Genomic DNA, 20,092 nt, shown 5'->3' with positions numbered 1-20,092 from the left:
CAGCTCGTATAGGACAAGGCCAGGAAGCCGATTGGGCAGGAGATAGGCCCAGTCGGCCCCAAGCTGCGATTTTGGCCAAGTCGGAGAACGTTTTGGGAACGTGGCATTCGGTATTGACGATGGAAATCATAGAAGAGGACAGTTCGCTCCATCATAGGGAGTGGGTTGATGGATCGGAGTATTCCGGGCGGGGATTTGATCGGACGATGGAGCCTGAGCTTTGCCGATATTGATTTTGTAAATTCGAAGCCGGCCCTGACGCGCCTTGGCCTCGCCGCGCAGCTGAAATTCTTCGCTTCCCTGGGGTTTTTCGCGATCGATCCCGGCTCAATCCCTACCGATGGCCTCTCGTATCTGGCCGAGCAACTCGGTGTCGAGGCTGGCGAGATAGCCGGTTATGACTTTTCCAGTCGGACAGCACGACGGCATTGTGCGGAGATCCTGATCCATCTTGGATATCACCGCATGAAGCGGGTGGATCGCGCGCAATTGACGGAATGGATTGCTGGCGAGCTGTGCCCGGGCGGCCAGTCGATCAATGCCATGCTTGAGCATGTTTTCCTGTGGTGCCGGGACCGGCGTATTTATGGGCCGTCGCGCAAGGAGCTTGAACGTGTCGTTCGCTCACAACGGCAAGATTATCTGGACACCTGGCTGATCGGAACCAGTGATCGGCTTTCGTCAGATGCGGTGGCGTTATTGGAAGCCTCGCTTGCCGATCCGGACAGCTCGACCGGATTCAACAGGATGAAGGGTGACGCCGGACAGGCAACGCTCGACAACATTCTCGACGTGACCGAGAAACTCGCCTTTATCCAGAGACTTGATCTTCCCCATGATCTCCTGACGGCTACGGGCAAGCCATGGGTCGATCAGATTGTTCGCCGCGTTGCCGGTGAAAAGGCCTCGGAGATGCGCCGGCATGCGCCGGCGCGACAGCTCGGCCTTTATGCGATTTATCTAATGTCGCGGGAGGCGCAACTCACTGACGCGATGATCGACCTGCTGATCGAAACCGTTCACAAGATCGGAACGCGCTCGAAACGCAAGGTGGTGGGCGATATCGCGAAAGACATCGAGCGGGTCTATGGAAAGGAGCGCCTGCTGGTCGAGATCGCCAGCGCCTCGATCAATGAACCATCGGGGCGCATCTGCGATGTCATTTTCCCGATCGCCGGTAAGGCCAAGCTGGCGGCGATCGTCAAGGAGAGCCATGCGAAGGGCGCTCTGGACCGGCGCATCTACAAGGTGATGCGTGGTTCCTGGGCCAATCATTACCGGCGCATGCTGCCAAGCCTGCTTTCCGTACTTGAGTTCCGGTCGAACAACGCGGTGTGGCGGCCGGTCCTGGCGGCCCTCGACTGGATCAGGAGCAAGGTGGATGGCGGATGCCGCTTCGTGCCATTGCAGGATGTTCCGATCGATGAGGTGATTCCAGCGCGATGGCGCAGTTCCGTCATTGATGACGATGGGCGGGTAAACCGGATCAGCTATGAGCTTTGCGTCCTGACGCAACTGCGCGACCGCATCCGCTCCAAAGAAATCTGGGTGGTCGGGGCGGATCGCTATCGCAATCCCGATGACGATCTTCCCAAGGACTTCGAGATCAGGCGAGATGCGTACTATTCCGGCCTCAGCCTGACGCCAGATGCGCAGGCGTTTTGCGCCTCGATCCGGGAGGAGCTTGAACGGGAACTGTTGCTCCTCAATGCCAATATTCCACAAAACGACAAGGTCCGGCTCCTGTGGCGCGGCGACAACCGGATATCGATTACACCGTTCAAGCCCTTGCCCGAACCGAAGGGTCTCGCTTCGATCAAAAGCGAGATCGGTCAGCGCTGGCCGATGACCGGACTGCTGGACGTGTTGAAAGAGGCTGCTCTGGACACGGGATTGATGGATGCTTTCGAAACGTCGGCCTCGCGGGTTACCCTGTCGAAAGCAGCCTTGGCTCAGCGTCTTTTGCTGTGTCTCTATGGCTTGGGCACGAACGCCGGGCTCAAGCGGGTCGCTGGCGCAACACCCGATGTCAGTTACGAGGAATTGCTGCATGTCCATCGCCGTTTCATCCACGCGCCAGCGCTGAGGGAGGCGTGCGCGCGGGTAGCAAACGCGACACTGGCAATCCGCAATGCCGCAGTATGGGGAGATGCGGGCACGGCATGCGCGTCCGATTCAACGAAGTTCGGCGCGTGGGACCGCAACCTGATGACGGAATGGCACGCCCGCTATGGCGGCCGTGGCGTCATGATCTACTGGCATGTGGAGAAGCGCGCGACCTGCGTTTATTCCCAGCTCAAGCGGTGCTCTTCCTCGGAGGTCGCCTCCATGATCGAAGGCGTGCTACGCCATTGCACCGACATGGAAATCCAGCGCCAGTACGTCGATAGCCACGGCCAGAGCGCAGTCGGCTTTGCGTTCTGCCGACTCCTTGGATTTGAGCTTGCCCCGCGGCTGAAAGCAGTGGCACGCCAGAAACTGGCCCTTCCCCAAGCCGGCATGCGCACGCGGCTTTCCAATTTACTGCCGATCCTCTCCAGCCCGATCGACTGGGACGAGATCGAGCAACAATATGACGAAATGGTCAAATATGCCGCTGCCATGCAATCGCGCACCGCCGATCCGGAAGCGATCCTGCTCCGGTTTGCCAGAGCCGAAGTGATGCACCCGACCTACAAGGCGCTGAGTGAACTCGGCCGCGCGGTCAAAACAATCTTCCTATGCCGGTATTTGCGTCAGGAGGCATTCCGCCGCGAGATCCACGAAGGGCTGAATGTGGTTGAGAACTGGAACGGCGCTAATGGTTTCGTGTTCTTCGGCAAGGGCGGCGAGATCGCCACCAACCGCATCCATGAGCAGGAAATCTCCGTTCTGGCGCTACACCTCCTGCAAGCGTCGCTGGTGTATGTGAACACCCGCATGCTTCAGACCGTACTGGTTGAGCCGAAGTGGGCGGGGCGGATGACGCCGGAAGATTATCGTGGTCTCACGCCGTTGATCTACAGTCATGTGAACCCTTATGGCCGCTTCGACCTCGACCTGAACGACCGGATTGATTTTGGACGGCTTGCAGCGTGAGGCGGCTGATCGGCCTATAACATTTGGGTACACCCCAGAGTGATAGGGCCGAGTGACACCATTCGTCTGTCACAAAAGGGTGGGTTTGCGCTCAATGTGACGATACACTGCAAGAGCCACCCTAATGTGACGGATTTTGCACTTGGCTCGTATCGGATATGCCCGCGTCAGCACCACGGACCAGGATCTGGATATCCAGATTGGCCGCCTCAAGAATGCAGGTTGCGAAATTATCCGTTCCGAGACCGGATCGGGGGCCTCGCGGAGCGGGCGCACGGAACTGGAAACGATCATGCAGTTTATGCACACCGGCGACGAGCTGGTCGTGCTGCGGCTCGACCGGCTCGGCCGCTCCACGCGCGATGTCCTGAACCTGGTGCATGAGCTTGATGAAAAGGGAGCTTCGCTGCGCATCCTTGAGCCAGAGGTGACGACGGCGGGCGACATGGGGCGAATGGTCATCACCATACTCGGCATGGTCGCCGATATGGAGCTGAAGTTCATCAAGGATCGTCAGCGCGCCGGGATCGAAGCGGCGCGCGCCGAAGGCGTTTACAAAGGCCGGAAGAAGAACGTCGATGACGATGAAATCCGCCGTCGCCTTGCCGCCGGCGCCAGCAAGGCCCGCGTTGCCCGCGACCTGAAGGTCTCACGAATGACCGTCTATCGGGCGCTCGACATTATTCCGTCACAGACCAAACTGCCGGAAAAGCCGCCCACTGCCAGCATCGCCCTGCATCTGATTATCGAGAACTTCAACAAGCGTGGAAGAGGTAGAAAACCCGCTCGGGAGCGGATTGAGGCGATGCTGGAACGCGACTACGCCATGGTAAAAAACGGCAATTGTGATTACAAACTGACCGTCGCCTATGACCCCGATCCGGATGGCATTTCCCTTGATGAGGAAATCCAAAGCCTCCTCTCCGAGATGTTCAACATCGCAGAGAGCTACAATTGCTCCATGGAAGCCGATATCTACGAGGTCGGTGGTCAGCAACGGTCCTGGTAGAATCAATCAAGCGTTCAGTGTTCGTTCTTCAACCTGGCCAAAATCGCAGCTTCGAGCCGACTGGGCCCTGTAAACATGAAGCGATCGATGGTCTCTCCGACGAGATCCTCAACGCCAGGAAGACGGTCGAGCGCGGCCTGGTAGCCTTCGCGGTCGCCCATAGTCCTGGCCTGCGCCGCAGCAAACGCGATCTCGTCAATCGCGTCCTGGAGTGCCATCCAGTGCGGTCCGGTGAGGCTCAGATCAGCGGCCTGCGCGAGTGCCTGTCCGACGATCCGGCGGACACGCGCGATCTCCTTCTTGCCGCTCTTGAAGAGCGCATAGAGGGCGTTGAGGCGATCGCCGGCTTCCTTCAGCTCGGCATAGCGCAGCCGGATGGGGGAGAGATCGAGGCCGTAGGCTTCGACGATGACGCCGTCACGGTTCCGGAAACCGCTTCGACGTCCCGAGGCGCTATCTCGCGCGAGGATCAAGCCTGCGGCGCGCAGCTCACGCAGCCGCGCCTTGATGCAGGCAACGGTTTTCCTGACCTCGTCCGCAAGATGTTGGTTGCTCGGCCAGACGACGAGCGGGCGGTCGGCGGCCCAGTCGGCCTCCCAGGTGAGCTGGACAAGATCCATTAGCGTCTCGATCGCGCCGTTGCTGACCGCGATCGCGCCTTTCAGCGCCTTCACGACCCTGCGAGCGTCTTGTTTGGATATCTGGACGGCGCTCTCGTCGACGACCTTCATCCTCCGGGTGAGCTCGCGCGTCAGTGCCGTGATCGGCCGCGCCCCGGTCCGGCCGGTGAAAGCCGTTTGCGTATAGTTCATCGTTCGCCCCCTCGGATGGAGGGACCGTCAGCAGGCATAACTCGTGCGTGGCGCGAATCGCGCTCCCTTGAACCAGGTGTCAGGATCGTCTAGATGGGAGGCCTATCGCGGACCGGTCAGCGTTTGGCGACGCTGCCCATCTTACGGTTCCAGGGTGCCCGGCCTTCGTGCCGGGCATTCGTTTATGTGGCCACGGTCATAGCTCCAGAAAATGCGACGGAAGGTCGCCCGAGCACAGTGCCGCAGATGCAAAGGTTAAGAAACCACGAGTATTCGTGGTATCGGCTACGCTCGCCGGAAAAGATTCGTGGTATCGACTACGCCCGCGGCGATAAGTTCGTGGTATCGACTACGCGGCAAGGCAAAGTTCGTGGTATCGGCTACGCCCCAGCGGATGGTAGTTGGCCTCCGACGCGGTCGGCAGTGCTGACAAGGTGGGCCGGGTGGAATGCGTCGCCTCTGCGACTGTCGAGATCAAATCCGATCAGTTCTCGGAAGCAGCTTTCGATCGCTTCATCGGCGCCAGGACAGTCGGAACCTCGCGAATGACAACAACCTCGTCCGAGACCTTGCTGCTTTTTGAGGCGCCTTCGGCCGCCTGGATAGAAAACTCGAAGCCCGGGACTGTGCCGTTTGCAGCCTCGACAACGTAAGGCTTGAAGAGCCGGGTCAGGCTTTGATGGCCGATCTGGTGTTGTAGATCACCCAACCTTATCGACGTCACGCCGGAGAAGCGCAGGAAGCAAGCGACTTCATAGAGCCGACGGTTGATCGGGCTCAGCTGGAAGTAGCTGGGTGCGTATTGCATGACACTTCGATCCTTGAGGATCGCCCGGAACAGCCAATCGCACAGACGAACATTCACGGCCTTGAGCCTGCGCTCGCCGGTTCGCGTCTTGGTATATTGAAGGCGGGCAGTCTCGACCCAGGAGAAGAATCCCGCTTCGCCCTCGCCACCAGTCTCGATGTCAGTCTTGATCTGCGTGCTCTGCAGTCGTTCCAATGCCTCGTACAATCTTGTGTACGCGTTGGATGACGGTGTAGCGCCGGTGACCCGGAAGAAGTCATTGGCAGTGAACTGGAAGTTTTGGCTTACTGGCTCGCCGTTCTCGATCTTCGCAGCCATAAGGCTGGCGATGTAGAGGATAACCTCTTTATCGTAGATGTTGGCGACACCCTTATGGCCAGGCTGCACCTCGATACTGATCTCGCCGGTGCTGTAGGCAAGCGGCTTCATCCATGCCTGCTTCGTAAGGGCGAAGAAGGGGTATGCCATCAGCGATAGCTCGCCATGAACACCACCGCGTAGTGGGCTGTCCATGGAGAAGAGGTCGCCCTGCATCGGAACCACTGCGTCTTTGGCAGTGCCGGCCGGCGCCCGATCTTTCGACAGGCCTGGTTCGGCCGCCTTACTCTTCGGCATGACCAACTCCGTCGTCATCCAGTCGGCTCACGCGCGTCCGAACCGCGGCGACACCATAGGCGTAGGCGATACCACGAGCCGGTCGACCCGTAAGGCCGGTCATGGGGTGAGGCGTAGGCGATACCACGAACTTCAGGCGGGTTTCGGGCGGAAAACGCAGCCTTCCGAGGGGAGGGTGCCTGCCAGTTCGGTCCAACTTCGTACTATCGACTACGCCTACGAGACCCGCACCGGGGTTGGTCGGCTTCGTCGCAAACGACCTATTTTGACGAGGCACCATGGGAATGGGTCGCCCGGCGCGATCGGCCGAGAGGCCGGCTGCGGAATATGACTTCTCAAAACCCATCGCCAATTGTAATCCCGATCGATGAGCCTTGTCGATGAGTTTTGAGAAAAATCGATGCTGATCGGGTACGCGCGCGTATCGACGCCCGAACAGGATCTGACCCTGCAGCTCGATGCGCTGCGCCAGGCCGGGTGTGAGCGCTGCTTTTCCGACAAGGCCAGCGGCGCGAAGATCAGTCGCCCCGGGCTGGTCGAGGCCATCAGCTACGCGCGCGCCGGCGATGTTCTGGTCGTCTGGAAGCTGGATCGGCTGGGCCGAACGATGAAGGGTCTGGTCGATCTCGCAGCCGAGCTCGAGGAGAAGGGCATCGGCTTGCGCTCGATCACGGATGGGATCGATACCTCCGGCACTGCCGGCAGGCTCGTCTTCAACATCCTCGCCGCCATGGCGCAGATGGAGCGCGAGCTGGTCAAGGAGCGCACCACCGCGGCGCTTGAAGTAGCCAGGCGTCGCGGTCGCTTTGGCGGCCGTAAGTCGGTCATGACCGACGATCGTCGGAATGCGGCCGAGAGCCTGCTGAAGACACAGATGACACCACGCGAGATCGCCGGTGCGATCGGCGTATCGCTGTCGACCTTCTACCGCCATTTTCCAGGGAAATGATCGCGGCGCTGATCGCTGGTCGAGGGCTTTCTTAGCTCGCCGGCGGCTACGCGACCTATCCGCGGCCCCAACTGCTATCGGTCCGACTCCGTGGCGGTCACCGAATGATCCTGTGGGTCTATGCCGCTGCCGGCATTCTCGGTGTCTCGATTTGTCGGCAGGTGCGCGGTTGGCGGCGATCGAAATCCCTCTGAGCCCAAAAACTCGTACTTGATGTACCTGTCGCTCTCGATGCGCTCGAGCACGGCATTGATCACGGCTTCGCGAGAGGAGAGTTGAAGTCGCTGCTGCAGCCGCTCTGCAATGGCCACCGCCACAGGTGACAACGCGATCGTCGATCGACGATAGCCGGCTTGATCCTCGCGCTGCTTCTTCAGCCGCATGGACCGGGTGCTGCGTTTTATGGGCTGCTCGTCGTTCGTCATAAGCGGACGACAATCTGCTAGCATCAGGCGAGGTGCAATATGGCTTCGGCATGACGAAACGAGGTCGCGCTGGTCTGCAAGGCAAACGCTGCAGCGATCACCCGGCTGTCTGATCGAGAGTGATGCCCTCGTCGTGCTCGGACGTGTCCTGTTGAGCTCGATAGGCGGTAAGCATGTCCTCATAGAGGACCATCGTCTTGTTCAGCGACTGCAGAAAGACTGGGTCGAAATAGATCATCGGTTCGTTGAGGATATCGACGGCGAAGAATGCACCGACGACATCGATCTCGAGTATCTCCGCAAGCTGATCGATGAGATGGCCAGTAAGCGGCGTCCGTCCAGCTTTGATCTTCACGACCAGGCTGAGGCTGCGCCCGAGCCGTGAGGCCACCTGCGGATTCGTCAGCCCCCGACGCCTCCATTCCTCGCGGAATAGCGTGAGAAAGCCTCGCTGTCTGTCGGCGCTTACGGCGAACGCCTTGCCTTGGTGGTACATGATGCGACCCCCTTACGGCCGCAATACTCCGGTATTCTCGCTATTTGTCAATCGATGGCGTCGGCAGGAATCTGTGAACAATCGCTAAACGTTCCGTGAAATACGGCGAGCAGCGCTATTATGAAGGCGAGCCGAGTTGGAACGGGATGATCCGTGTATTGCATCGCTAGGTCACGAGCGTGCTGAAACGTGGGCTTTTGGCTCAAGGGTATGCGCAACGTCACCCGGACGTCGCCTGGTAGATCGAGCTTCGCCGCCTCGGCAACCAGAGCTTCCGGGTTCTCCGCGCCTAGGAATATCTCCATTCCTTTCAACGCCGTAGCCGACACGCTCTCGAACGCGAGCGTGTGATGCGAATGGATTCGGATGGCATGACTCGCGAGCCGGAACACCGATTTATCGAACGTGAAAGTGTAGATCACCTGGGACATAGGCGACCATATTCCTTCCCCCGACGGATACGCCATACCCGATACGCGGTGATCCATATTCTGTTGGCGCCTCCACGGAGGCCAGGCGGATAGCTCCACAAAGTCCGCGGTAAGTAAACAGGGGAATTTTTTTACCCTGTTGATGGGGCCGTCGCGAGATTGCTCCGTTTCGGCTCGATCTCGCCATCGCACATGGGCCGCGAGCAAGATGTTACAATCGGGGTCACAAACAGGGTAACTTTTTTCCTCTGTTCAATGCTTGTGATTTGGTTCCTTTTGAAGACGGCGCAGCAATTCGCTTCGTCTATCAAGGGGAAAGAGCATGTCTGCACTTGCGATGCCGAAGGGGGGTCGTACCAACGCCGTCCTTCTCGGCCTGGCAATCATCGCCATGGTGATGGTGCTGGGCGCGTCGGCGGCGTTCGCCGGCACCGACACGACGTTCAATACCGCGCTGACGAAGTTCACGGACTTCCTCGAGGGCTCGGGCGGCAAGATCATCACCGTGATGAGCCTCGCCGGCGGCATCGTCGCGCTCGCGTCGGGTCGCTTCAGCCTCGGCCAGGTGGCCGTCCCGGTCGCGGTCGGCGTCGGCGCCGGCACCGGCATTCCGATCGTCACCTCGACCGTCACTGCGACGATCTGAGGCGCGGCTGGATCAACCGCTGGGAGGGCGGCTTAGCTTATGGACCGGTATTCCATCCCCTCGCATCTCGACGACCCGGAGCTGATCGGCTTCTGGACGCTGGACGAGTTCCTCGCGATGGCGATCCCCTTCGTGTGGGGCATCCTCTCGCAGCACGTCGTGATCGGGTTGGTGGTCTCGTTGCTCGGGTGGTGGGGGTTTCGGAAACTCAAAGCCGGGAAAGCCTCGTCGTGGATTCTCCACATGGCCTACTGGCATCTGCCGTCGAGCTTTACCGGTCTGAAGGCGACGCCGCCCTCTCACCTTCGCGTGATGGTGGGCTAAATGGATTACAGTGTCGGCCTCGCGCAGTCGCAGCGGGTCATCAAGCAGCGCAACATGCTCGGCATCGTGGCGCTGGTGCTGGCAGGTCTCGTTGTCCTGCTGTTCCTGGTCGGCGCCACGCGCGACCGCGAGATCGTGCTGCAGCCGATCGTGCGCACGCCGCTGACGCTCTCTTCGAGCGGTGTCAGCCGGGACTACCTCGAGATGGTCACGCGCGACACAGCGCTGATGACGCTCAACCGGTCGCCCGAGAACCTTCAATACTGGATGGACTCGATCCTCGCGATCGCCACGCCGGAGAGCCACGGCGCGCTCAAGCGCGATCTTATGAAGATCGTCAACGAGCAGAACGGCTCCACAATCAGCCAGTATTTCACGCTCACCGGCATGAAGGTCGACCCTGAGGCTCTGACCTCTGAGGTGAGCGGCACCCTCCACACGGTCGTCGGCTCGAAGTCGGTCACCGCCGAGCCGAAAACCTTCCGCTTCAACTGGGCGTACCGTGGCCTGTCTCTGCAGCTGAAAGGCTTCGGGATGGTGAGCAAGGCCGACAAGGACGGCGCCGCACCCGGAGACGCGTCATGAGCCCTCTGCTTGCCTATAGCCTGATCGGCGCTGGCGGGGCGGTCACCACGCGCTGGTGCCACCTCTCGCGCCTGATCGGCGGTTGCATGATCGTGGTCGGCGGGGTCGCGCTCGCGGCGCCCGCTTTCGCCGACGAGCACGTTCTCGCACGCGACAACAGCGAGGTCGCCTGCACGATGTCGAAGTCCGGGCTGACGCGGGTCAGCCTCAAGGACGATCGCTTCGCCAGCGTCTCCAAGCTCACGACCGGCGTCGACAGCGAGGACTTCACGGTCGTCAACGAGCCAAACCGCGGCGATATCTACGTCTCGGTGCCGGAGGGCTACTCGCGCGCCACGGTGTCGTTCTTCGGCACGACCGCCAAGGGGTACGTCTATAAGTTTGCCTGCAGGTTGGCCGGCGACGACGCGCAGCAGGTATTCGTCGAGAACAAGGACGTCGAGGCGGAGAAGCAGACGCAGGTCGCATCCGCTGCCGCGACGCCGCAGGAGGCGTCGGCGAACCTCGTTCAGGCGATGTACGAGAACGCGAACATCGACGGGTTCGAGATCCGGCCCGCCTCCATGTCAGCCGTGATGATCGGCACCCTCAAGGTGCAGATGATCTCGGAATATCGCGGGGCGCAGATCGCCGGTCGCGTGCTGCGGATCCAGAACACCGGCAAGGCGCCGGTGTCGCTCGGCGAAGGCACGATCGCGCCGTCGAACGCGATCGCGGTCTCGGTGCCGCACCCTGACCTCAAGCCCGGCGAAGCCACCACCGTCTACATCGTCACGCCTTCGGGCCTCGCCAACGGAGTGCGGCCATGAGCCTCAGGGACATCTTCAATCGTAACAAGGCCAAGCAGCTCGATGCCGAGCCCGAGGAGGGCGACGACACCGGCATGATGGCCGGCAACGATGCCGTGCGGAAGAAGCAGACCATGTGGCTGGCCGTCATCGCCGGCTTCATCGTGCTGCTCGGCGGTTGGTACATTCTCAAGCCGTCGGGTAAGGCCGCCATCGCGCCGACCGACGGCAAGGACGTGACGATCGCGACCGACGACATGGTCAATCGCAACATGTCGCAGCGCGAATGGCAGGCCTCGTCCGAGGCGCAGATGCAGTCGATCAACAACCAGCTGAAGTCGGTCGACGGCCAGGCCGCGCAGATGCGGGCGCTCCAAGAGCAGGTCGCGGCACTGCAGGGCCAGAACCAGTCAATGGCCTCGGACGGCCAGCGCGTCATGAGCGCCTATCAGCAGGAGAACGATCAGCTGCGCAAGCAGCTCTCGGACCGCTCGAGCACGCCCGCGCCTGCACCCCTGCCGACCCAGATGTACGGCGCGGCGCAGCCGAATTACCGCGGGCCGGGCGGGGCAGGGGGACCGATGACGGCGGGTGAAGCGGCCGCGGCTGCCGTCGCCTCGCGCCAGATCAAGCTCGTCTCGTTCGAGGGCGGTCCCGCCGGCACCGCCACGCGGATCTCGGGAGGCACGACAAGCTACACGGATAGCCCCAACTACCTGCCGCCCAACTCGATCGCGAAGGCCAAGGTCATCGTGGGTGTCGACGCTTCGGCCGGTGTCCAGTCGCAGTCGGACCCGCTTCCCGTGGTGCTGCGCATCACCGGGCCCGCGCGGTCGGTCTACCGGGACGGCAAGCTGCTCACGACGCGGATCGAAGGCTGTCTCATCAACGGCGCGGCGCGCGGCGACCTCTCGTCCGAGAAGGTCTACGTCAAGCTGCAGCGGATGACGTGCCCGCAGTCGAACGGCCGCTACGCGGTGTCCGACGTGAAGGGCTTTATCAGCTTCGCCGGCAAGACGGGTGTCCGCGGTCGCGTCGTAAGCCGCGAGGGTGGCCTCGTCGGGCAGGCGTTCCTCGCCGGCGTCGCAGGTGGCATCGGCCGCGGCTTCGCGGCGAACGCCAACTCCTCGCTCCTTGGCTCGAACATCACCGTCAACGGCAAGCGCCAGATGCTCGGCGTCGGCGAACTGGCGACCGGTGGCATCGGCAATGGTGTCGCAGAGGCCGGCGACATGGTCAGCAAGTACCTGATCGAGCGTGCCGAGCAATATCAGCCGATCATCGAGATGCCCACCGGCATCGATGTCGAGATCGTCTTCCTCGAGGGCGTCTTCATCCAGAATTGATCGGCCTCGACCAGGTCGGAAAGGCGGGAAGAGTTATGATGCAGGGTTTGGGATCGGTAACGCTGGCAGCGATGGCGGCGCTTCTCACCGGGAGCGCAGCGGCCCCGGACGGCGAGATCGTCAAGGCCGCGCTGACGAAGCGACTGCCCAAGACGCAGGTGACCTCGGTCGACTGCTCCAAGGTGGACGGCCTGTGCGAGGTCGTGGCCGGCTCGAACCTCTTCTACGTCGACAAGTCCGCGCGCTTCCTCGTCATCGGACGCGTCTACGACATGCAGACGCGCCAGGACCTCACCGCCGCGAGGTTGCTGGCGCTCAACCCAGACATGCTGGTGGGCGGTGCAGCGAAGGCGAACAGCGCGGCCGATGCTCCCGACGCCGCGCCGCCATCGGTGGGCGCAGGCACGCGGGTGACCCAGGCGGCGTCCCCGCAACGCCTCGACCTTTCGCGGCTGTCGAAGAAGGGTGCGATCGTTTGGGGTTCGGGGTCGCAGACAGTGACCGTCTTCTCGGACTTCCACTGCGGGTATTGCCGCGCGCTCAGCCAGTCGCTCGAGACGATGAACGTCACGGTGATCGAGCGACCGATCTCGGTCCTCGGCAGCCGCGAGGTCGCCGACCTCGTGCTGTGCGCGCGCGACAAGCATGCAGCGGTGCGCGCCGCGTATGCGCAGGACGAGATCCGCACCGGCCCAAAGTGCGACACCAGCGGGCTCGATGAGAACGAGGCGTTCGCCAAGGCCCACGGGCTCAACGGCACGCCGGTCATCGTCCGCTCTGACGGCGCCGTGATGGAAGGCTTCAAACCGAAGCCGCAGCTCGAAGCATGGTTGAAGGGAGCCAGGTCGTGAAGAGCGATGTCATCTATCTGCCGGCAGGTCCCGTGCCGACGCTGCGTCCCCGCCGCACTCGGCTGATGACGAGCGTCGCGCTCGCTGTCGCCGGCTTGGCAATGACCAGCTGCACCACGTTCGGCACCAACATCTCGGGCAAGTTCGGTTGCGGCGCGCCGGCAGGCGGCAGCTGCGCCCCGGCGACCGTGATCGACGATAAGGCGCTGGCCGAGATCACCGGCGACACCAGCTTCCGGCCTGCGGTGCAATACCAGCGGGCACCCGTCCGCTCCGCGCCGGAGAGCGTCGCGATCGCCGCGACCGGCACGGTGGGGGTTCGGCCGCAGAAGGTCCTTCGTATCGTCTTCCCGGCGCATACCGACGGCGCCGGCCGGTATCACGAGACAAGCGTCGTGCAGGCGGTGGTCGACAGTAGCCAGTGGGTCGCCGCCACCAACGGCCATGGCCCGGGCCTCGCCGCCTCAACCACGCTCAACGTCAGCCCCGAGATCCTATCGCAGCTCGGTGCGCCGATCGACGCCGTGACGGCCAACGAGCGGGCGACTGCAGAGCGCTTGGCCGCGGATACGACGCCGGTAGCCGCGCCTCCTGCGAGCGCGGCCGCGCCGACCGTCGGCGCCGTCGCTGCCGCGCGAGCCAAGGCCAAGGGCGATCGCCCGCTCGCCGCCACAAGGCCGGCCGCGCCGGCGCCGACGCCTGTGTCGACTCCCGTCGCGGCGGCATCGCCTGCCGGACAGCGGATCGCCTCGTCGTCGCCGGCCAACCGGCCCGCACGCTTCAGCCCGAACGTGGAGGACTGATCACATGGCAGCCAAGAGGGGTTTCATCGCTCGCATGCTGGGCGATACGCGCGGGACGGACGAGGGCACGCCGGCCTTCGACGCGCCGATGCTCTCGAACTGGCTGCCGTACCGCAGCTACGATCAGCGACACGACATCTTCTACCAGACCAACTCGATCGGTTTCGCACTCGAGCTCGCGCCGCTCATGGGCGCGGACGAGCGAACAGGCGAGATCCTGGCGCAGCTCCTTTCGGAAAGTATCCCCGCCAATGCGCGCGTGCAGATCCTCGCGTTTCAGAGCCCGCGCGTCGGCAAGCTGATCGCGCAATATGCGCTCCCGCGCTTCAAGGCCGGCGGTGTCCACCGCAAGATCGCCGAGCATCGCTCAGCCTTCCTCCGCCAGGGTGCGTGGGTGTCAATGTCGAAGGACGGGCCCTTCCACGTCCGCAATCACCGCATCTTCCTGTCCGTGTCTATCGCCAGCGGCAAGTCGAGCCCCGAGGAGCTTGTCGGCGTGCGCGACGGCATCGTCTCGACGCTTCAGTCGATCGACATGCCGTCGGCCCGCATGAAGCCGGTCGACCTCATCTCGCTGATCGACGACATCACCGCTCCCGCGTTCAACGTGGCGGAGGAGGTGCTCGAATATTCCGAGCTCGACCCCATCGCCGATCAGTGCATGCGTCGCGACGTACAGACGGTGGTGCAGGCGGATCGCCTGCTCGTCTCGGTCGAGCCGCTGCGAGCGGTCACCAATCTTTCGGGCGAGACGGCCTATGAGGAGATCCGCCCGGACACGTTCGACTACCGCTTCTTCTCCGTCCGGAACCTGCCCAATCGCTGGGCGCCCTGGGACGTGCAGAAGCTGATCGGTGACATGTTCTCCGACAAGCTTCGCCCGGGCTGTCCTACGCTGACCTCGCTGTGTCTGTGCTACCAGGACGAGCAGGCTGCCTCATCCAAGGCCGGCTACAAGTTCATGCGCACCTCGAGCCTCGCGGACTCCAAGTCGGCACGGCTCCTCCCGCAGCTCAAGGATCAGAGCCGCGAATGGGAGCACGTGACGCAAGAGCTCAGGCTCGGCAAGAAGCTCGTCCAGGCCTATTATTCGGTCGGCATCATCAGCCCGAAAGGGCAGGGCGATGCCAACGAGCGCACCGTCAAATCGATGTACAAGGCGGCGGGTTGGGACCTGCTGGACGAGCGGTTCCTCCAGATCATGGCGTTCATGTCGTGCCTGCCGATGACGCTCGGCAACGGCATCGACAGCGACCTGAAGCGCATGAAGCGGCTGCGCACGATGCTCACCAGCACGACGGCGAACATGCTTCCCATCCAGGGTGAGTATCTCGGCGGGCACCTCCCGCACCTGATGTTCGTCGGCCGGCGTGGCCAGCCCTTCTTCTGGTCGCCCTTCGAGAACAAGGCGGGCAACCATAACGTCGCGGTGTTCGGCAAGTCGGGGTCGGGCAAGTCGGTGGCCCTGCAGGAGCTGTGCGCCGCCTTTGCCGGCGTCGGCGCCAAGATCATCGTGATCGACGACGGCCGCTCGTTCGAGCACATGGCCAAGAGCCTCGGTGGCAACTTCGTCGAGTTCCGCCTGCGCGACGGGTTCAGCCTCAATCCGTTCTCGATGATCGATGAGACCCTTGTGGCGCAGGACGAGGATTATCTCGTCGACGCCCTGGCGATGCTCAAGTCGATCATCGGGCAGATGGGCCGCCATATCGACAAGCTCAACGACACCGAACGCGGCCTTATCGACCGAGCCGTCAATCGGGTGTGGGAGGCGAAGGGGCGCAGCGGCAGCGTCGACGACGTGGTGCAGGAGCTGCGTACGGATGGCAGCCCGCAGGGGACCGATCTCGCGATCGCCATGTTCCCGTTCTCCTCCGAGGGCACCTACGGCCAGTTCTTCGTCGGTGAGGCGTCGGTCGACATGTCGAACGCGTTGACCGTCTTTGAGCTGTCCGACCTCGCCAGTCGCGAGGAGCTCCGCTCCGTCGTGCTCACCGCAATCATGTTCATGTCGAGCCAGACGATGCGTCGCATGGATCGCCAGATCCCCAAGGCGCTGCTGATCGACGAGGCGTGGCAGATGCTGCGCGGCGGATCGATGGCCGACTTCGTCGAGACGTATAGCCGCACGTGCCGCAAATACGGCGCCTCGCTCATCACCGCGACGCAGAGCCTCAACGACTATTACAAGTCGGAGGGCAGCCTTGCGGCGCTGGAGAACAGCGACTGGTCGGTCATTCTCATGCAGAAGCCAGACACGATCTCGGACTTCCAAAAGCACGGGCGGTTCGACATGGATCCCTATACCGAGAGCCTGCTTCGGTCGCTGAAGCGCAATGGTGCCGAATATTCCGACATCATGATCAAGGGCCCGGATAGCCAGGCGGTCGGCCGGCTCGTCCTCGATAAGTATTCGGCCACGCTCTATTCCTCGAGCCCGCAGACGTTCGCCGCGATCGAGCACCTGATCGAGCAGGGCTTTTCGATGGACGAGGCTATCGAGCGCGTCGCGTTTCCGGAGCAGTATCTGGAGGCCGCAGAATGAGCGCGACCGAAGGCTACGGCTTCGACAGCGACTGGCAGGTCGCGACGCGGCGGCGAGTGCCCCGCCGCTGGCAGCGCGACCTCCGCGGGGCGATTGCTGACACGAGCTATGTCGCGCTGCGCTTCTCAGGATGGCTGGCGATGACGACGCTCGCGGCGATGGGCGTGACCGTCCTGTTCTTCCTGATGCTGGGCAACTTCACCCCCATCGGCTTCTTCTCGCAGATCGCCAACCTGGGATCGCGCTTCGTCTCGGCCGATGCCGTTCGGCGGGCGACGTTCGTCGGCGAGCTGCGGATCGTCGCCATCCTCATCTTCGGGGTCATCGCTCTGCTGCGCTGGCAGCTGCTCATCGCGATCCTCGTTCCCTCGAAAGGCCCCCGTCATGGTTGACGTCCTCGACACGCCCGCGCCGGCCGCGGCCGCTCACCCGACCGGGTCACCTACCGATCGGTTCAACCTCTCCGGCGGCGAGCTGCCGATTTCGCGCCGGGCGCCTGGTGCACCACCGCCGGCCGTCAAGAAAGCCGAGGGCCTGCCGCCGATCACCTGGGCAATGGCCGCGATCGCGATCGTCATGCTGCTGTGGGGCGCTTGGGTCACCAAGCACATCGCCAGCCCGGCTGCGGCGGTGCCGATGGCAAGCGTCCGGCTCGAGACGATCGTCAGCGAGTACGTCCAGGCTCAGAGCCACAGCAACGGTCAGCCCGAAGCCGTGGCGGCTCAGACTCGCGCCTTCATGGGCGCGCTCGATCAGGAGCTGCAGAAGATCGGCGCGTCGGGCACGACCGTTCTCGTCGGCGAGGCCATTCTTTCCAAGAACGTACCAGACATCACCGATCAGATCCGCCGTGCGGTCTATGCGAAGGTCCCGCTTCCCGCGGCCGCCCCAGCATCGCCGGCAGGTCCCGCGGTTGGCGCGGTTGCCCCATCAGCCTCCGGGGCAGCCGCGCCGATCGCGCCGGCCGCATCACCGTTCGCACCGCCGGCGCAGGGCTCAGCACTCGACGCCGCGATCGCCCCCTCGGTCATTGGGTCGACCAGTGGCCAGTAAGGCCGCTCTGCTCGAACAGACCGCATCGGGGCAAACCGCTGCTCCGGGAGCGGTCGACCGGCGCGCTCTTTTCACCAAACGCGTGAGGCAGTGGAGCGCGGTGGCGCTGATGGCTGTCGCCTGGGCCTCCTACAACACGATCGCGGACTGGCAGAAGAACAACGCCTTCCTCATCAACGCCAGCGATAGCCTCCCGAACTGGGCCTTCTTCGTCCACCTCCACCATACACCCGCGAAAGACGACTATGTCTTCTTCGCACCGCCTGCGAACCCGCTCGTGCAGCGCCATTTTGGCCCGACCTCCGGGCCATTCGGCAAGCGCGTGATTGGCATGCCCGGTGCGCTCGTCGAGCACCGCGGATCGTACGTTTACGTCGACGGCGTTCGCGTCGCGCACATGAAGCCGCTGACGCGCACCGGCGAGCCGCTTACGCCCGGACCGGTCGGCCGGGTGCCGCGTGGCTGCTACTATGTCGGCACGCCGCATCCCGACGGGTTCGACAGTCGCTATGCCGAGATCGGTTTCGCCTGCGCAAACCAGATCATCGGCACCGGGACGCCCATCCTATGAGCGCGCGCCGTCTGCTCGCCACGGGCACGTTCGCTGTGGCGCTCGTCGCCAGTTCGTCTTGGCCGCTCGTTCAGGGCGCCCTCGCGCGCGACCATGGCGTGATGGGGCAGACCTGGGGCATCGCTGAGCCCGATCTCCTGACTACGATCGATGGTCGCCTCAAGGCGCTGCAGGCGAACGGGGGTATCGAGCGCATGCAGGCGACCATGCGTGCGAATGCCGAGAACCGCGTGCGCAACCCGCTACCGGTGAGCGGCATCACGCCAGTCCGCGAGGCGAAGAGCTGGACCTTCGATCCCTCGATCGTCCTCGATCGGGATCTGCGCGATGTGAAGGGTAACCTGGTCGCTGCGGCCGGCACCCGAGTGAATCCGCTCGCGTTCGTGTCGCTCAAGATAGACCTCGTGTTCATCGACGGACGTGATGACGCTCAGGTCGATTGGGCGCTGAAGCGCTGGAGCGCGACCGCCGCCAAGATCATCTTCGTCGCCGGCTCGCCGTTCGAGCGCATGGGCGAGAAGAAGCGTCGCTTCTTCTTCGACCAGCAGGGCCGGCTCAGCGGCCATTTCGGCATCACCCATGTCCCCGCGATCGTCGCGCCGGAAGGTCAGGCGATGCGGGTCAGCGAAGTCGAACTGCCGGGAGGCGCGTCATGATGTGGCTCGACATGCTCCGCACACCGATGGCAGCTCCCGAGACGCCACGCCTCAAGGCGATGCGGCTGACGATCCTCGGATGCGCTGCGCTGCTGGTGATGACCATCGTGTCGCTGGCTCCGTTGCGCAGCGTGATCGGCAACGGGGCAGGGGGGATCGCGGCGCTGCTGATCGGCGTGCTCGCCATCCTGGTGCCGATCTACGCGACGACCAAGAACCGAGCGGATAACGCCTATCTCGACCAACTCGTCGCGGTTCGCGAAGGGGGCGACGTCGCATGATCCGCCGGCTGCTTGCACTCCTCGGCATCGTTGCAGCTTTCGCGCTGCTGCCGGCGCCGGCGAGCGCAGGCCCGTCGAACTGCACCGGCAAGTTCGTCAATCCCATCACGGACGTCTGCTGGTCGTGCCTGTTCCCGCTGTCGGTGGGCGGGCTGCATATCTGGCCGGGTTCGCGTCCCGACACCAAGAACCCTGACTTGCCGGTCTGCGCCTGCGGCAGCCCGGTGCCGCGGATCGGCATCGCGATCGGTTTCTGGGAGCCCGCTCGTCTCGTCGATGTGACGACCAAGCCGTGGTGCTTTCCGAATCTTGGTGGTCTGCGGCTCAACCCGGGGCTCGATATCGGGCAGGGCCAATATACCGGGCCGCTGATCAAGGGTGGGGCGACCCAAGCTTCGGCCAACTGGCAGGCGCACTATTACGTCTATCCGCTGCTCTACTGGCTCGAGATCCTCACCGATTTCGCCTGCTTCGAGCAGACGACCTTCGACGTTGCCTACATCACCGAGATCGATCCGCTCTGGAACGATGACACCCTGACCACGGTCATCAATCCGGAAGTGGCGCTGTTCAACAATCCGATCGCGGTGGCCGCCTGCGCGGCCGACTGCGCCGCGGCGACTGCCAAGCTGCCGATCGACCAGATGTTCTGGTGCGATGGGTGCAACGGCTCGATGTTCCCGATGAACGGCAATGTGGCTGCCCACAACTCGCCCGTTCAATCCTCACGGCTCGCCGCGGAGCGGCTGTTGTTCAAGATGCACCGCCAGGGTCTGGCCTGGGGCACGGCAGGGTCAAAGGCCCTTTGCAACAAGTACATCATGCCGATCCTGAAGAAGTCGCAATATCGGATTCAGATGACCAACCCGACACCGACTGTCAGTGGGAAATATGCTTGCTCGCCGATCGGCGCTTCAACGCTTCCGCCGGATGCCGGCCGTGCCTTCCCTGTAGGGGGAGAGGACTTTGGGTATCTGCTTTGGCGCAAGCGCAACTGCTGCATGCTGTGAGGATAGTCCC

22 protein-coding genes are annotated in these 20,092 nt (G+C 63.0%); 17 read left to right on the top strand and 5 right to left on the bottom strand.

Annotation, left to right across the window (positions count from 1 at the left end):
- Positions 1-168: 168 nt before the first annotated feature.
- Both B9A23_RS16220 and B9A23_RS16215 read left to right on the top strand, forming a co-directional pair.
- Complete coding sequence (locus B9A23_RS16220) at positions 169-3,078, top strand: Tn3 family transposase (RefSeq protein WP_048938210.1); 2,910 nt, start codon at positions 169-171, stop codon at positions 3,076-3,078.
- Positions 3,079-3,220: 142 nt separating this feature from the next.
- Positions 3,221-4,087, top strand: a complete 867-nt coding sequence (locus B9A23_RS16215) for a recombinase family protein (protein WP_006953933.1) — start codon at positions 3,221-3,223, stop codon at positions 4,085-4,087.
- A gap of 14 nt (positions 4,088-4,101) precedes the next feature.
- Here B9A23_RS16215 and B9A23_RS16210 read toward each other — a convergent pair whose 3' ends face one another.
- Entirely contained in the window at positions 4,102-4,899 is a 798-nt protein-coding gene (locus B9A23_RS16210) for a helix-turn-helix domain-containing protein (protein ID WP_084280098.1), read from the bottom strand.
- 484 nt (positions 4,900-5,383) lie between these two features.
- Complete coding sequence (locus tag B9A23_RS16205) at positions 5,384-6,322, bottom strand: replication initiator protein A (RefSeq protein ID WP_286165232.1); 939 nt, start codon at positions 6,320-6,322, stop codon at positions 5,384-5,386.
- Between the two features lie 400 nt (positions 6,323-6,722).
- Here B9A23_RS16205 and B9A23_RS16200 point away from each other — a divergent pair, with 400 nt between their 5' ends.
- On the top strand, positions 6,723-7,271 hold the full coding sequence (locus B9A23_RS16200) for a recombinase family protein (protein ID WP_066690523.1): 549 nt from the start codon (positions 6,723-6,725) through the stop codon (positions 7,269-7,271).
- A 74-nt stretch (positions 7,272-7,345) separates the two neighbouring features.
- Here the strand turns inward: B9A23_RS16200 and B9A23_RS16195 are convergent, their stop codons facing one another.
- The 3 genes from B9A23_RS16195 to B9A23_RS16185 all read right to left on the bottom strand — a co-directional run bounded on the left by B9A23_RS16195 (position 7,346) and on the right by B9A23_RS16185 (position 8,623).
- On the bottom strand, positions 7,346-7,696 hold the full coding sequence (locus tag B9A23_RS16195; RefSeq protein WP_066690532.1) for a hypothetical protein: 351 nt from the start codon (positions 7,694-7,696) through the stop codon (positions 7,346-7,348).
- Between the two features lie 97 nt (positions 7,697-7,793).
- Positions 7,794-8,192, bottom strand: coding sequence for a helix-turn-helix domain-containing protein (locus B9A23_RS16190; protein ID WP_066690534.1), 399 nt, complete (start codon positions 8,190-8,192; stop codon positions 7,794-7,796).
- 47 nt (positions 8,193-8,239) lie between these two features.
- Positions 8,240-8,623: a hypothetical protein gene (locus B9A23_RS16185; protein ID WP_066690536.1), complete on the bottom strand. Its 384-nt coding sequence runs from the start codon at positions 8,621-8,623 to the stop codon at positions 8,240-8,242.
- A 391-nt stretch (positions 8,624-9,014) separates the two neighbouring features.
- Here B9A23_RS16185 and B9A23_RS16180 point away from each other — a divergent pair, with 391 nt between their 5' ends.
- From B9A23_RS16180 to traU, 14 genes are read left to right on the top strand one after another with little or no spacing between them, the layout of a single operon-like run.
- Positions 9,015-9,269, top strand: coding sequence for a hypothetical protein (locus tag B9A23_RS16180; RefSeq protein ID WP_232307963.1), 255 nt, complete (start codon positions 9,015-9,017; stop codon positions 9,267-9,269).
- Between the two features lie 39 nt (positions 9,270-9,308).
- Positions 9,309-9,593, top strand: a complete 285-nt coding sequence (traL, locus tag B9A23_RS16175; RefSeq protein ID WP_056433184.1) for a type IV conjugative transfer system protein TraL — start codon at positions 9,309-9,311, stop codon at positions 9,591-9,593.
- Positions 9,594-10,178 carry a type IV conjugative transfer system protein TraE gene (locus B9A23_RS16170; RefSeq protein ID WP_056433180.1) on the top strand — a complete coding sequence of 195 codons (585 nt, stop codon included), beginning with the start codon at positions 9,594-9,596 and terminating at the stop codon, positions 10,176-10,178.
- Complete coding sequence (locus B9A23_RS16165; protein WP_056433176.1) at positions 10,175-10,987, top strand: type-F conjugative transfer system secretin TraK; 813 nt, start codon at positions 10,175-10,177, stop codon at positions 10,985-10,987. Before B9A23_RS16170 ends, B9A23_RS16165 begins: the two co-directional genes overlap by 4 nt.
- A complete protein-coding gene (locus B9A23_RS16160; RefSeq protein ID WP_084280097.1) occupies positions 10,984-12,312 on the top strand; it encodes a TraB/VirB10 family protein in 1,329 nt (442 codons plus the stop codon). Before B9A23_RS16165 ends, B9A23_RS16160 begins: the two co-directional genes overlap by 4 nt.
- A gap of 35 nt (positions 12,313-12,347) precedes the next feature.
- Positions 12,348-13,163, top strand: a complete 816-nt coding sequence (locus B9A23_RS16155; RefSeq protein ID WP_084280118.1) for a DsbC family protein — start codon at positions 12,348-12,350, stop codon at positions 13,161-13,163.
- The gene (locus B9A23_RS16150; protein ID WP_139797519.1) at positions 13,160-13,966 is read left to right on the top strand and encodes a conjugal transfer protein; all 807 of its coding nucleotides are present in this window, start codon (positions 13,160-13,162) and stop codon (positions 13,964-13,966) included. Before B9A23_RS16155 ends, B9A23_RS16150 begins: the two co-directional genes overlap by 4 nt.
- Positions 13,967-13,970: 4 nt before the next feature.
- Complete coding sequence (gene traC, locus B9A23_RS16145) at positions 13,971-16,511, top strand: type IV secretion system protein TraC (RefSeq protein ID WP_084280095.1); 2,541 nt, start codon at positions 13,971-13,973, stop codon at positions 16,509-16,511.
- Positions 16,508-16,903: a hypothetical protein gene (locus B9A23_RS16140; RefSeq protein WP_139797518.1), complete on the top strand. Its 396-nt coding sequence runs from the start codon at positions 16,508-16,510 to the stop codon at positions 16,901-16,903. The genes traC and B9A23_RS16140 overlap by 4 nt, the downstream gene beginning before the upstream one ends.
- The gene (locus B9A23_RS16135) at positions 16,896-17,564 is read left to right on the top strand and encodes a TrbI F-type domain-containing protein (protein ID WP_084280094.1); all 669 of its coding nucleotides are present in this window, start codon (positions 16,896-16,898) and stop codon (positions 17,562-17,564) included. The genes B9A23_RS16140 and B9A23_RS16135 overlap by 8 nt, the downstream gene beginning before the upstream one ends.
- On the top strand, positions 17,554-18,135 hold the full coding sequence (locus B9A23_RS16130) for a S26 family signal peptidase (protein WP_254895155.1): 582 nt from the start codon (positions 17,554-17,556) through the stop codon (positions 18,133-18,135). The genes B9A23_RS16135 and B9A23_RS16130 overlap by 11 nt, the downstream gene beginning before the upstream one ends.
- On the top strand, positions 18,132-18,791 hold the full coding sequence (gene traW / locus B9A23_RS16125) for a type-F conjugative transfer system protein TraW (RefSeq protein ID WP_084280093.1): 660 nt from the start codon (positions 18,132-18,134) through the stop codon (positions 18,789-18,791). The genes B9A23_RS16130 and traW overlap by 4 nt, the downstream gene beginning before the upstream one ends.
- Positions 18,788-19,072 (top strand): hypothetical protein, encoded by a 285-nt coding sequence (locus tag B9A23_RS16120; protein WP_084280092.1) that lies wholly within the window; start codon positions 18,788-18,790, stop codon positions 19,070-19,072. Before traW ends, B9A23_RS16120 begins: the two co-directional genes overlap by 4 nt.
- Positions 19,069-20,082, top strand: coding sequence for a conjugal transfer pilus assembly protein TraU (gene traU, locus B9A23_RS16115; protein WP_084280091.1), 1,014 nt, complete (start codon positions 19,069-19,071; stop codon positions 20,080-20,082). Before B9A23_RS16120 ends, traU begins: the two co-directional genes overlap by 4 nt.
- The last annotated feature ends 10 nt before the right edge of the window (positions 20,083-20,092 follow it).

This window comes from Novosphingobium sp. B1, from assembly GCF_900176395.1.
Taxonomy (GTDB): domain Bacteria; phylum Pseudomonadota; class Alphaproteobacteria; order Sphingomonadales; family Sphingomonadaceae; genus Novosphingobium.
This window is presented reverse-complemented; position numbering and strand designations above follow the sequence as displayed.

Excerpts from the sequence above, each read along its gene's own strand:
- B9A23_RS16220 (WP_048938210.1), top strand. The coding sequence starts at position 169 with ATGGATCGGAGTATTCCGGGCGGGGATTTGATCGGACGATGGAGCCTG.
- B9A23_RS16210 (WP_084280098.1), bottom strand. The coding sequence starts at position 4,899 with ATGAACTATACGCAAACGGCTTTCACCGGCCGGACCGGGGCGCGGCCG.
- B9A23_RS16205 (WP_286165232.1), bottom strand. The coding sequence starts at position 6,322 with ATGCCGAAGAGTAAGGCGGCCGAACCAGGCCTGTCGAAAGATCGGGCG.
- B9A23_RS16200 (WP_066690523.1), top strand. The coding sequence starts at position 6,723 with ATGCTGATCGGGTACGCGCGCGTATCGACGCCCGAACAGGATCTGACC.
- B9A23_RS16195 (WP_066690532.1), bottom strand. The coding sequence starts at position 7,696 with ATGACGAACGACGAGCAGCCCATAAAACGCAGCACCCGGTCCATGCGG.
- B9A23_RS16190 (WP_066690534.1), bottom strand. The coding sequence starts at position 8,192 with ATGTACCACCAAGGCAAGGCGTTCGCCGTAAGCGCCGACAGACAGCGA.
- B9A23_RS16185 (WP_066690536.1), bottom strand. The coding sequence starts at position 8,623 with ATGTCCCAGGTGATCTACACTTTCACGTTCGATAAATCGGTGTTCCGG.
- B9A23_RS16180 (WP_232307963.1), top strand. The coding sequence starts at position 9,015 with ATGGTGATGGTGCTGGGCGCGTCGGCGGCGTTCGCCGGCACCGACACG.
- traL (WP_056433184.1), top strand. The coding sequence starts at position 9,309 with ATGGACCGGTATTCCATCCCCTCGCATCTCGACGACCCGGAGCTGATC.
- B9A23_RS16170 (WP_056433180.1), top strand. The coding sequence starts at position 9,594 with ATGGATTACAGTGTCGGCCTCGCGCAGTCGCAGCGGGTCATCAAGCAG.
- B9A23_RS16165 (WP_056433176.1), top strand. The coding sequence starts at position 10,175 with ATGAGCCCTCTGCTTGCCTATAGCCTGATCGGCGCTGGCGGGGCGGTC.
- B9A23_RS16160 (WP_084280097.1), top strand. The coding sequence starts at position 10,984 with ATGAGCCTCAGGGACATCTTCAATCGTAACAAGGCCAAGCAGCTCGAT.
- B9A23_RS16155 (WP_084280118.1), top strand. The coding sequence starts at position 12,348 with ATGATGCAGGGTTTGGGATCGGTAACGCTGGCAGCGATGGCGGCGCTT.
- traC (WP_084280095.1), top strand. The coding sequence starts at position 13,971 with ATGGCAGCCAAGAGGGGTTTCATCGCTCGCATGCTGGGCGATACGCGC.
- B9A23_RS16140 (WP_139797518.1), top strand. The coding sequence starts at position 16,508 with ATGAGCGCGACCGAAGGCTACGGCTTCGACAGCGACTGGCAGGTCGCG.
- B9A23_RS16135 (WP_084280094.1), top strand. The coding sequence starts at position 16,896 with ATGGTTGACGTCCTCGACACGCCCGCGCCGGCCGCGGCCGCTCACCCG.
- traW (WP_084280093.1), top strand. The coding sequence starts at position 18,132 with ATGAGCGCGCGCCGTCTGCTCGCCACGGGCACGTTCGCTGTGGCGCTC.
- B9A23_RS16120 (WP_084280092.1), top strand. The coding sequence starts at position 18,788 with ATGATGTGGCTCGACATGCTCCGCACACCGATGGCAGCTCCCGAGACG.
- traU (WP_084280091.1), top strand. The coding sequence starts at position 19,069 with ATGATCCGCCGGCTGCTTGCACTCCTCGGCATCGTTGCAGCTTTCGCG.